At 41.7% G+C, this 12250-nt stretch carries 11 protein-coding genes; 2 read left to right on the top strand and 9 right to left on the bottom strand.

Annotated elements, in window-relative coordinates:
• Positions 1-43 precede the first annotated feature (43 nt).
• The 4 genes from MKY14_RS06480 to MKY14_RS06465 all read right to left on the bottom strand — a co-directional run bounded on the left by MKY14_RS06480 (position 44) and on the right by MKY14_RS06465 (position 4349).
• Positions 44-1396: an MATE family efflux transporter gene (locus MKY14_RS06480; RefSeq protein ID WP_340976019.1), complete on the bottom strand. Its 1353-nt coding sequence runs from the start codon at positions 1394-1396 to the stop codon at positions 44-46.
• 234 nt (positions 1397-1630) lie between these two features.
• Entirely contained in the window at positions 1631-2314 is a 684-nt protein-coding gene (locus MKY14_RS06475; RefSeq protein WP_340976018.1) for a MarR family winged helix-turn-helix transcriptional regulator, read from the bottom strand.
• Between the two features lie 295 nt (positions 2315-2609).
• The gene (locus MKY14_RS06470; protein ID WP_076130491.1) at positions 2610-3392 is read right to left on the bottom strand and encodes an ABC transporter ATP-binding protein; all 783 of its coding nucleotides are present in this window, start codon (positions 3390-3392) and stop codon (positions 2610-2612) included.
• A 114-nt stretch (positions 3393-3506) separates the two neighbouring features.
• The gene (locus MKY14_RS06465; RefSeq protein ID WP_340976016.1) at positions 3507-4349 is read right to left on the bottom strand and encodes a helix-turn-helix transcriptional regulator; all 843 of its coding nucleotides are present in this window, start codon (positions 4347-4349) and stop codon (positions 3507-3509) included.
• Positions 4350-4498: 149 nt separating this feature from the next.
• Between MKY14_RS06465 and MKY14_RS06460 the strand changes: the two genes are divergently transcribed.
• The gene (locus tag MKY14_RS06460; protein WP_340976015.1) at positions 4499-6208 is read left to right on the top strand and encodes a glycoside hydrolase family 2 TIM barrel-domain containing protein; all 1710 of its coding nucleotides are present in this window, start codon (positions 4499-4501) and stop codon (positions 6206-6208) included.
• Positions 6209-6429: 221 nt separating this feature from the next.
• Here the strand turns inward: MKY14_RS06460 and MKY14_RS06455 are convergent, their stop codons facing one another.
• The 3 genes from MKY14_RS06455 to MKY14_RS06445 all read right to left on the bottom strand — a co-directional run bounded on the left by MKY14_RS06455 (position 6430) and on the right by MKY14_RS06445 (position 9270).
• Positions 6430-7002 (bottom strand): TetR/AcrR family transcriptional regulator, encoded by a 573-nt coding sequence (locus MKY14_RS06455; protein WP_076217662.1) that lies wholly within the window; start codon positions 7000-7002, stop codon positions 6430-6432.
• Between the two features lie 282 nt (positions 7003-7284).
• Complete coding sequence (locus MKY14_RS06450; protein WP_076307844.1) at positions 7285-8037, bottom strand: SDR family NAD(P)-dependent oxidoreductase; 753 nt, start codon at positions 8035-8037, stop codon at positions 7285-7287.
• 231 nt (positions 8038-8268) lie between these two features.
• Positions 8269-9270, bottom strand: coding sequence for an NADP-dependent oxidoreductase (locus MKY14_RS06445; protein ID WP_340976014.1), 1002 nt, complete (start codon positions 9268-9270; stop codon positions 8269-8271).
• A 184-nt stretch (positions 9271-9454) separates the two neighbouring features.
• On the opposite strand from MKY14_RS06445, the gene MKY14_RS06440 reads away from it, so the two are divergent.
• Positions 9455-10003 carry a TetR/AcrR family transcriptional regulator gene (locus tag MKY14_RS06440; RefSeq protein WP_076217659.1) on the top strand — a complete coding sequence of 183 codons (549 nt, stop codon included), beginning with the start codon at positions 9455-9457 and terminating at the stop codon, positions 10001-10003.
• Positions 10004-10101: 98 nt separating this feature from the next.
• Here MKY14_RS06440 and MKY14_RS06435 read toward each other — a convergent pair whose 3' ends face one another.
• Both MKY14_RS06435 and MKY14_RS06430 read right to left on the bottom strand, forming a co-directional pair.
• On the bottom strand, positions 10102-11430 hold the full coding sequence (locus MKY14_RS06435; protein ID WP_340976012.1) for a metal-dependent hydrolase family protein: 1329 nt from the start codon (positions 11428-11430) through the stop codon (positions 10102-10104).
• A 172-nt stretch (positions 11431-11602) separates the two neighbouring features.
• Entirely contained in the window at positions 11603-12211 is a 609-nt protein-coding gene (locus MKY14_RS06430) for a TetR/AcrR family transcriptional regulator (RefSeq protein WP_340976010.1), read from the bottom strand.
• Positions 12212-12250: the final 39 nt, after the last annotated feature.

Here is a 12250-nt window from a genome sequence, read left to right as displayed (position 1 = left end):
TTTTTTTAGATGAACTAAAAATTTCAACTTAAAGCTTAGAATTTTACTGTACTAAAGTATCTAAATCAGGCTGCAATTTGTTCCGCAGAACATACAGCATGATGGCACCCACAAGGAACGCAACAGCATCTGAAATGACGAGCGACCAGACTACTCCGTGGAAACCGTTCATTCGATTAGCGATATACAATACTGGAATCAGAGTAACACCTTGAATAATTGACATAATAAAGGCGGCGGTTCCTTGTGCTGTCGCTTGGAAGATCCCCGTAAACAACGCGGTCGTTCCTGAAATGAACAGGGATAAGAACGTTACATGAAGAATATAGCTGCCCAGTTCAATTAATTGCGGGTCATTCGTAAATAAACCGATTAAGTGGTCGGAAATCAGATATACAATAATGCCGAACACGGCTGCTAATGCCACAGTCACTTTGATTGTGAATGTAATGGTATGCTTCATGCGTAATTTATTGGCTGTAAAAGAGAAGGCAATCAGCGGCACGACTCCCTCACATAAGCCCATCAGAATAACCTCTGGAAATTGTAATAATCGTGATGAAATTCCGAAGGCCGCAATAGCCTGCTCCCCATATTCGACCAGAAAACGGTTAAAGATAAGTGACATTGCACCCATGAAGAGACTCATAACAAAAACGGGTACTCCAATTTTAAATACATTGCTGAGAATGTCTTTGGAAGCTTTGAACCATTTTACAGAGATGGTTAAGAATTGGCTCTTATATCCCATGTGGAAGGCGTAGAATGCACTTGCAACCAAGTTAGAAATGACTGTAGCAGATGCAACCCCGATCACGTCCCAATGGAAGACGAAAATGACTAGCGCATCGAGAATAATATTCACAACAACACTGAGAAGCATACCGATCATCGAAGTGATTGCTGCCCCCTCCGAGCGCACGATATTCTCCAGCGTGAAGAATAAAACGACGAAAGGTGAACCAATAAGCATAATCGTGACATAGTCCTTCGTGAATCCGAAGGATTCAGGCGTCGCTCCCAAGCCATGGACGATTGAATCGATCAACGGGATGCCGGCAGCCATCAAAATAAGACCGAGAGCTAAACTGCTGTAAAAGGCGAATGAAGACACATGCTTTACATCATCATATTTTTTCTCTCCCAGCAAACGGGAGATGAATGCACTGCTACCGATGCCAATCAAGTTACCTAGCGCCATAATGGCGGCGAATAAGGGTAAAGTTAGTGCGAGTGCGGTTAACATCGCAGTATTGCCCAGTGTACCAAGGAAATAGGCATTCAAAATGGAGTATATGACACTCATCGACATGCCTAGCATCATCGGTACTGCGAAGTGAGCTACGGCTTTTGCGACAGGTGCTTTTTCAAAGTAATGGAGGTTTTCTGCATCCATAAGGTTCACCACTATCTTTCTTTATTTTGTTTTTTGAAATTACTTAGAATTCTAACTATCGGTCCAATATGATCCGTGACGCAGCAACAAGCAAACCTGTACCCTAACGACGAGTTTTCAGATTTGGCGTACGAAATTTGACTATTCTTTAGTTTCACATTACGCTGCCTTTGCCGTTCATCTTTCTCTGGTGGAAAGGCAGCGCCTCAGCTACTGTTTGCTAAAAGACTTTAATTACTTATCGTCTGGGCCATGTGACTTGTCAGGTGACGAATTACTATCATCGCTGGAAGGCCAGCCGAATCCGCGCATGTCACCACGCCCTTCTCCGCCAAATCCAGGGATCCTTCCGCTAAAGCGTTCGTCCCTAGAATTTCCCCACATTCTGTGCATTTGTCCGCGCATAGCCATCATTTTTTCAAATTCCTCTGTTCCCATGCGCGCCTTGGCAGCTTCCATCCACATAGCCATCACATCACGTTCTTCGCCCGATCCAAGTTCTTCCTCCAAAGCTGTAATGACGCGAGTTAGGTAATCCCCGAAAGCTATCTGCTCTTCTGGCGATAAGCGAGAAAATATGTTGCCGCTGTCTATCTCTTGTTTCTCTTCCTCTTGTCCTTTTTGCGTTAGGTAAATCAACATGATACGTTTGTCTGTTTCTGAGGGTTTACGGGTGATGTATTCTGCTTTCTCCAGTTTACCAAGCAATTCATTGAGGGATGATACACGGATGTCCAGCATATAGGATAAGTCTTTGGTGCTGATACCGTCTTTCATCCGAAGAAACGCTAATATCCTCCCTTGCCCACGTGATGCGTCGGCCATAGGACCAACCGCGGCATGAGACTTCAAGTGTTGCCTTTGCAACAGCCATTGCAGTTTCGCGAGTTTTTCGTACAATTCAGTATTCATGTCCATAATGAATCCTCCATTAAGTTTTTACGGTACCTGTTGAACTTTATAACGGTACCTGTTGATTTGTATTATAACGGTACCTGTTAGATATGTCAAAATATTTTTTACAGGTACCGTTAATATGTCGTTTGACTGTTTATGGACGTGGCTTATAAGCTTGCAAACAAATATAAAACCCGCGCGGTGCGCGGGTTATTTTAAAATTATATTGTGATTAGTTTTCATTTTTTATATCTGCAAGCAATCCTTCAAACCACTTCAGAACGGTTTGCTCGCCTATTCGATGTGCCTTGATATTCTACTTATCACCGGCAAGTGTAAGCCACTTGCGGTTATGATGTTCCTGTACTTCAACGGGGGTATCGAAGAAATCACTCAAAACATCTGACTGCAAGCAGTTTACTGTCTCGTCACCTTTGTAGATTTCACCGTTCTTTACCAGCAGCGTGTGCGTGAAGCATGGTGTTATCTCCTCGATATGATGGGTTACATACAGCAAGGTTGGTCCACCAGGTTGCTTTGTTATCTTCTCGATCATCTGCAGCAGCTGTTCACGGGCAAAAATATCTAGTCCCGTGCACGGCTCATCAAGGATTAGTAGATCTGGATTGGCCATTAGTGCGCGTGCAATGAGGACTTTCTGACGCTGTCCTTGCGACAAGGTATCATATGTACGACCAGCCAAAGAAGAGCAGTCTAGAAATTCCATTAACTCCTCGGCTTGCTTTTGATCCTCTTCATTCGTCTTATCATACAGACCAATGGTCGCAAATTTTCCGCTTAGGACGATGTTCAGGGCAGTCTGATGGCCGTACAGCTTCTGCTGCAAGGAGGTGCTTACCCAACCGATTCGTTTGCGTAGCTCTCTCAAATCCACATCGCCAAAGCGATGGTCCAGCACCTCGACTTGTCCTGTTGTCGGCCAGATATAGCCGTTCACGACGTTTAGCATCGTCGTTTTTCCTGATCCATTCAGACCGACGATACACCAGTGTTGTCCCTGCTTCACTTCCCAATTCATATCGCGTAAGATCATTGTCGTATCACGTTGCCATGATACATTTTTGAGTGATATAATCATGCCCAATTTTCCCTCCTTAAACATGCTTCAATGAGTTCAATATTATCATGGGAAAGTCCTTCCCGTAAAAAAAACATAACCTCAAGATTTTTTTACCAGCGGTTCTACGGACAATTAATCTTTGATTCTCTGTTTGTTTCGGTATACTGTCGGAGGGATCCCGTTAAGCTGTTTAAAAATCTTACTGAAATGATATTCTTCGTAGTACCCGCATAATTTGGCGATTTCCTTAACTGGATAATCGGTAAAAACCAGATAACGACAAGCTTGCTGGTTCTGTAAGTGCATATGGTATTCCTTCGGCCCCATCCCCGTAAATTTCAGAAACATCTTCCGCAAGTAAGATGGCGAAATGCCGTATTTCTCCGCTAATTTCTCGATCCGGTGATGATCCTTATAGTCGTTCTCGAGTGTTTTCTTGATCTGTTCGAAGGCGGAAAAAGCTCCAGACTCCATCAGATTCCAGTCCGGTTGTACGGTCTGGTGCAGCTTATGCAGCAGGATCTGCATTTTAGCCCGGGATACAGCTATGCCATCGGTTAGTCCGGGTAGCCAGTCCTGGTGAATCCCCCAGACCAGCTGGCTAATTTCCTCAGCCTGCTGTTGGTTATATTGGCTTAAGAAGGGAAGTCTCAGTTTTCCGATTGGCTTGACTTCCTTCCATACCGCATCATAACTAAGCTCTGCACAATCGAAGAGCAGCATCGTTATGCGAAGTGGAGCATCCATCTGCGAGCGCATGGACAGTTTAAGGCCTGGTTTTAAATAGATTAGCATTCCAGCCTCTACTTTGTGCTCAACATTGGTCAGGAAAACCCCTTTACCTTCATGAATCCAGTACAAGCTGTGCACATTTACCATGTTACGGATGTCCTCCCAGCCGGGATAAGTAGCTTTGTCGAGTACAAAATGGATATGCACTGTGAGGTCATTCAGCTTGTAATCATTTTCTTCCAATTAATATCCCCTCCTGCTGCTAAAAGAGCGATTTAAACAAGACGGTAACGTTTTTTTCTATTCAATGCTTAAACTCCAAATGTTACTATCCATATTATCAAGATGTCTGAAATTCACAATACATTCCAGGAAAAAAAGGAGGAACACACTTGTTAAGGACTTTTAGCGAGTATCAAATTCGGAGAACTGCGCTGTTGGATGGGCCTTGGGATTTCATGAAGGATCCGTTAAATACGGGTGTTCAAGAAAAATGGTTTGAGCGATTTCCACATTCTTGGCAGTCTCTTTATGTGCCCTCGTGCTGGAATAATGAACTGGGAATGTACGATTATGAAGGTGTCGGTTGGTATCGTAAAAAAATACAGATTGTGAATTCGCAGCATGTCAGACTCATCTTTCATGCCGTGCTGGGCCACACCGATGTCTATTTGGACGGGCAGCACCTTGGGTATCACTATGGAGGATTTACACCTTTTGAATTTATTGTTCCTTCCTTAGGGGCAGGAGAACATGAGATTATCGTCCGGACGGACAGCACCTTGGACCGACTTACGATTCCTACGGAGCAGGTGGATTGGTTTCATTATGGGGGAATCATACGGTCGGTGGAGCTGCAATATTTGCCTGAACTTTACATCGAACAACTGAAGATTGATTATGAACTGCATGGACCAGATGCCGATGTCACTGTTCAGGTGAGGCTCCATTCCTTCTTTAAGGAGCAGCACACTACAAAGATCACATTCTCCGAAAGCGGACATGAATTGCACTCGGAAGAAGTACAGATTGAGACTGGCCAGACCCTCAGTCATACGTTCAAGTTGCTTATGCCTGAAGTACGTTTGTGGAACGTAGGTCTTCCAGAACTGTATACCTTTCAACTGCGGACAGAGGAAGACGACAAGATTGAACGGATCGGTTTTCGCTATATTGAAACAAAGGATCATCGGATTCTAATTAACGGTTCACCCGTTTATCTTAAGGGGGTGAATAGACATGAAGAGCATCCTGAGTGGGGTTTCGCCTTCCCTCCGAAGCTGATGCACAAGGAACTCAGTATCATTTTGGAGTTAGGTTGCAATTCCGTCCGGGGTTCTCATTATCCCCAAAGCCCATATTGGCTTGATCTACTCGATGAGCAAGGGATTGTATACTGGAGCGAAATTCCGATATGGGGAGCCTTTCTGCCGAACGAAACAGTAAGTGAGCCGCTCTTCCAGGAGCGTGCACTGACTATGATTGAAGAAATGATCAGCTTGCATATGCATCACCCAAGTGTGATCTTTTGGTCCGTTCATAATGAGATTGATACCCGGACGCAAGAAGCATATGCTTTCACACAAGCTCTAGTCGGATTGGTGAATAAACTCGACAGTACTAGGCTTGTCACCTACGCTACGATGCATCCACTCGAAGATATTCTACTTCCTTTATTCGATGTTATCGGTATTAATAAATATTTTGGTTGGTACGAAGGCGATACAGCCAGCTTTAAAGACATGCTGGAACAGTTCCATGTGCGTGCGGAGCAGATGGGAGCAGGTGACAAGGTAGTGCTCATGACCGAATTCGGTGGTGCTGGACTATTTGGGGATATGGGCTGGGAGCCGAGATTGTTCAGCGAGGATTATCAGGCAGATATTGTGACTGAAGCACTGGCGATCTTCAAAAATGATTCGAAAATTGGCGGGACCTACATCTGGCAGTTTGCAGACATCCGCGGCGATCTGAAGAGCAGCAGCAAGAACTTTCGCGACCGTGCCCGCGGCTTCAACAACAAGGGTCTGGTTAATGAATACCGCAAACCTAAACAATCCTTCCGTGAAGTGCGCCGTATCTATCGATCTTGGACAGATTAATATCCACATTGACTAAGAAGCCCATCGTCAGCATGGGTTTTTTTAGTGTCTGCATTCTTAGTTCCTTACAGCTGGTGTCGGACGCGATATTTATATAGTTAAGCTGGGCGTATTAAGTCGGTTCTATTCTTCGCGTACTCGGGTAGCAGTTAGTTGATTGTCTATTTTCGGCATTCGATACAAGTGCTTGTCCTCTTACACTGCAGATAGATAAAGGAGTTTTAATCTAGAGTGATCAGTATGGTATGAATAATACTTGTTAATTTCCCATGGTCCGTTGCCGTTTTTACCATTGTACGTAGTCCTAACCAGGCATTCATTAAATAATGGGAAATAGCCTCGGGCTCCAGTGAAATTCTAAGTTCACCTCTTTGCTGGCCAGTCTGAACGAGGTCATATAACAACTTCTCCGTTTTTGAATAGCTATTCTCAACAAAGGATGCAACCTCCGGATCCAGTACTCCCAACTCCACACCCGAATTAACTATGAAACATCCTTGAGGTTCTCCTTCGCTCCTCATCGAAGATTCTAGAAATTGTCGAATGATCTCCTTTACGGGTTCTTGTTTCTCAACCAAGAAGCTCATTTTTTTGTTTTGAGTAGATTCGTACCGTTGGAGTGCCGTCAAATATAAGGCGTGCTTATCACCAAATGTATCATAGATACTTCTTCTGTGAATTCCCATACAGTCTACCAAATCTTGCATTGAAGTTTTCTCGTAACCTTGCATCCAAAATAGTTGTATCGCTTTATCTAGTACTTCATTAATTTCAAATTCTTTGCTTCTTGCCATTGTAATCACCTCAAGCAATCATTATACATTTAAGTAAACGATCCGCAAACTAATATATAAAACGTAAATAAAATCAAGCAAGATGCTTGATTTTATTCATAACATGATAACTGAACTGATGCTTACCGAAGAATTCTTACTTTGTCTGCTTATAAACAATCCAGAGTCCAATCTTTTTCCAGCGTATGCAAAAGTTGTACCCCACGTTTAAGAATAGGGAAGCCAGTTCTTTTTGCTCCAGTTTCTACAACGATCGTTTTAGTGACTAATATCTAATTCGATTTAAAACTCAGATATAATTGGATAGATTTGATCTCTCAGATTGAAGTCATAGTTCTGGTCAACAATCCCTATCATATCATTGCTATCATAAAGCTCTACCATGAAACTCGCCATTTGTTTGGCAGTGTGGTATTTAGGCATGTTTGCTTTGTAATCAAATTCTTCAGCATCTATTGATTTCTTCACAAATTCCGTTTCAGTTATTGCTGGTGCTAAAACCTTTGCTTTTAATTTCGCGCCTTTAAGCTCTAGTTCCTTTGCAAGCCCTTCGGTGAAGGCACTAACATAATATTTAGATGCAGAATAAGCAACGCTCCCAACAGCAATGGCATATCCGAGTGCGGATGATACGTTAATTAACTGAGTCCCTTCTACATCAGCATAATCTCGCACAAATAGTGTAGAAAGGATCGTCAAGGATTCGATGTTAACACGTAACATAATTTCAACTTTATCTAAATTCTGTTCTACCACAAAAGAAGCTTCACCAAGTCCTGCATTATTAATCCAGGTTTCTATTTGGTATTCCTTCAAAGTGTTATACAGTGTGTAAGCCTGCTCTGTAACAGACAGATCACTTGAACGAACAATAACATCTACATTAGGATCAATATTCTGAATTGTTGATTTAAGTTCTTCTAATTTATCTAATCTTCTAGCTACCAAAATTAAATTTTTACCGCGTGCAGCAAACGCTAATGCTGTTTCATACCCAATTCCTGAGCTTGCTCCTGTAATCACTGTATATTTCATATTATTCTCTCCCTTTTAAGTTTTTTGATCATTTAACAACATTTCAATAGAGTTTTGTTCACGATTAAACTTGTATCTCATTCATCCCTCCCTTAATAAATTTCTTCAAAATATTCAAGAACGATCATTCTAGTTAAGGTAAAAAAACTACACTATTAACTCTAATTTGCATCAGTATATCAATTCTAGAATGATCAGTAAAGAAATTTTTGACAACAATTGAGACCCTCCTTAAAATCTGATAATAACTTTCCCTTTAGGATGACCTTCAGCAACAAAAGTCAGTGCTTCGTTAATATCTTCTATGTGGAATTCTGTAGGGTCCACTGCTGGTACAATCCCATTATCTTCAATAATCTTCGTAATTTTCTTTAATTGTTCGCCATCACTGCGAACAAAAATGAAATGATATTGAATCTTCTTTTTCTTCGCTTTATGATCATACTTAGCCCCGGCGATGGTGAAGAGCTTTTGTTTCCAGCCAGAGAAGCCCAGATCTTCTGCAAAACGTTTGTTAGGACCGGTCCGCAGAGAAAGAAGGCGGCCTCCTGCTTTAATAATTGAAAGTTCATGATCAAATTCGCTGGGTCCTAAGGTATCCATCACATAATCAACATCACTAAGCTGTTCCCAATAGTTCGTAGTCGTATAATCAATATATTGGTCTGCACCAGCGGCCATTGTCCGTTCACGTGCTCCTGGATTTCCACTGATGATGACCTTGAGCCCCATGCTTTTGGCGATAGGAATGGCCATTTGGCCAAATGAACCAGACCCTCCAGGGATAAACACGCTTTCGCCTGCTTTAGCATCTAATTCTTCATTTAATCCTTGATAAGCTGTTAATCCTGTTAATGGCGCAGCAGCACCAGTCACAAAATTCAGATTGGCAGGTAGGTACCCGATGGCATCTGCATTAATTGCCGCGTATTCCGCAAAGGCACCGATTTTTTGTAGTGGCAGACGTGAATAAATTGCATCGCCAACTTTGAAACCTTGCACCTTCTTACCCACTTTTTCAATAACACCCGTCAGCTCGTTACCAAGTACTAATGGGAATTCATAATCCTGAATCAGCTTTACACTTCCGGTACCAATAAGCAATTCCAAATGATTAACTGCTGCTGCTTTCACCTGAACCAAGACTTCGTTATCACTTATTTCTGGGATTGGAATATCGTTCACTTTTACTATGAACTTTTTTGAATATTTGGTGATCTGTGCTGCTTTCATAATTAATGACCTCCTATGCGTTATAAAAAGTAACATTTATTTGTTTTTGTAACTTACACAACAAGCATAAAACAATAAGTTACAAAAATCAACAATTGTTACTGAATATTTTATATGTTAGAATACTCGCAAGTGTATTAACGATAAAAGGGAATTTATTGAAGAAAGAAGGGTTAGCAGTACGGTGGCTAAAATCACTCAAGAGCTCATTATTGAAACAGCTGAGGCATTAATTAAACGCACGGAAAAATCCGAAGTGACACTCTCACAAATTGCGGATGAATTAAGTATCACCCATGCAGCGCTCTATAAGCACTTTAAAAATAAGCAAGAGCTCTGGGCAGCCGTATCTAAGAACTGGTTCAACCGGATGATTTCAGAACAAATTAAATTAGATATGACTAATTTAACTAAACCGCAAGAATCGCTTCACGATTGGCTATGGGCATTTGTTAACGCAAAAAAACGCGCTTATAACGAGAATCCTAAGATGTTTGCCTTGAATACGCAATACGTGGATAGCAATCCACTGGTATTACGCGATGTTCTCTGGGATTCCTACCAAATCATTGACGGCCTCATGGACTATCACGATCCCCACTTGGAACGGGCTGAGGCGATTCTCTCTGCGTTTGCAGTATTTAGCCTCCCATCCTTCAAAGAATCCTGGAATTTACCTGACTACCAAGACAGGTTTGAACGCATCTGGAGTTTAATTAATAAGGGTCTTTGAATTCAAAGTTTTAGCGTATCTTATGGCTACAAATTCTAATTCGTAGAGTTCATGAATTGCTGAAATATGCTTAGCTTCTACAATCATTTATCTCACTCCTAAATACTCCAAACCGTATCCAGTAGCTCGTCCACTGCTTGAATTCTGGTCACAGAGGGTGTTTGTATTAAATTCCCTCTGACCATAACCATAGCTACATCAGACAAAGCTTTTATGTTCTCCAATGGGTTTTGCTCCATCATGATTAAATCCGCATATTTGCCAACATCTATAGAACCTGTCAGGTGATCGATTCCCAAAATCTCTGCATTTGATTTGGTTACTAGTTCAATAACCTGACTTGCGTTCAGCTTTGTTTGTCGCATGAAATGATCAAGCTCACGCCAAAGATCATAGTGGGTTACATAGGACATAGCGGCATCCGTGCCCACACCAATTTTGATATCATGTTCTATAGCCTGCTGTAGCCCTTTTAACATTGAGTCATACACAAGCCGAGCATTTTCCTTAACGGTTGTATTCAACTTTGTCAGGCTCGGATCTAATTTCGCACTGGGATAAGCTGCTTGTAAAGTAGGGATCACAGCGGTGTAGCCCTTTAAGGCTCTGGGATTATTTTTGTACAGCCTGATCATTTCCTCATCCATCTCCGCGCCGTGTTCAATAGTATCTACCCCACCCTTTAACGCAACTCTTACACCTTCGGTACTTTCTGCATGTGCCGCCAAACGCATCCCAATTTTATGAGCTTCCTCGCAAATCGCAGCCACCTCTTCTTCCGTCATTTGCAAGCGGCCTGCTTCTCCGACCCTTTTGGCATCGGTAACCCCGCCAGTTACACATATTTTGATTAGGTCCACTCCGTTTTTTACATTGATTCTTACATTTCTTCTCCCTTCCCATGGTGAATCACCGACCAAAGCCAAATATGGTGCACCGTGGCCATCCGTTACGCTCAGGAAATACCCAGATACCAAAAGATTAGGTCCAATAAATTGATTTGCCTTAATCTCATCCCTCAAAAGAACATCAGTATAAAAAAATTCACCTACGCTACGCATCGTTGTTACTCCGGAATGTAGTGCGGTTAGGGCATTTTTTTTCATCCATTTCTTCAACACGTTTCTGCCCAGTCTCGTATCCAAAATATGATGAAACGCAAAATTCAGCAGCCCTTCACTGGCAGATAGCGTAAATGGCTTCCCATCGGCAAAAAGATGAACATGCGCGTTGATGAGACCGGGCATCACATATTTCCCCGAACAATCGATCGTTTGGTAATGGGTCGGGACAGTTACAGCGCTTGCTTTCCCGATCTCTTGAATCAATCCGTTTTCCTGAATCAAAATAGTCATATGGGTATCTGTGCCTTTTATTGCATCTCCATATATAACATTGCAGTCCTTAAACGCATAACCTATCTTCATCGTAGCTTCCCCCGTTTCATGATTACACCTTTCAATAGTGAATTAAATATTCATTATTGAATTAAAAAAATAGGGACCCTCGTAGATGCTTAATGTGCATATCCACTTAGTTGTCCCTCATTGCAGCGTTGTGAGCCAGTTTCATCCCACACCTAAATTCGGCGCATTTACGTTATTCGTTTAAGCTTTTTAGTCCAGCCAGCCAGTATAAGCTTAATGCCTCAAAAATCCGTTTCCGGCTATCGGCGCTCATCTCGTGCTTTAATAAATCCAGAATCATATTGATGACATTGTTCGCGATGATCTTCAGCAGAATCATATTTTCTTCGGTTCCGATTTCGTATCTTTTATAATGATCCTTAATATAGGGCCTTTTAGTTTCGATCATCAGATCGATCAGCTCGTTTTTGGCATTGCTATATACGGTCCCTTTATTCTTTTCAAAAATAATAACAATCTGCCTGCTGTACTGGGTTAATATAGTTATTTGCTCTTGAACGATAGTTGATTTTTTCTCATTATTAACATCATCAAAAAAAGTCTGGTTATCGATGCGAATATTTTCCACTAACACATTCTTCAAATAGTCCACTAAAGACGGCGGAACAACCGAATAGAACAACTCTTTTTTATTTTTAAAATAAGTATAAATATTTCCAACAGAAATTTGAATTTCATCGGCAATATCATTCATTTTGGCATCAGAGAAGCCTTTTTGGAAAAATACCTTTAAAGCGGCGGATTCAATTTCCTGTTTCACTTCATCTTTTTTAGACTGCATATTGCCCCTCACTTTTAATAATGAACTGATAATTCACTA

It is taken from the genome of Paenibacillus sp. FSL R5-0887 (assembly GCF_038002305.1).
Classification (GTDB): Bacteria; Bacillota; Bacilli; order Paenibacillales; family Paenibacillaceae; genus Paenibacillus_AQ; species Paenibacillus_AQ odorifer.
This window is presented reverse-complemented; position numbering and strand designations above follow the sequence as displayed.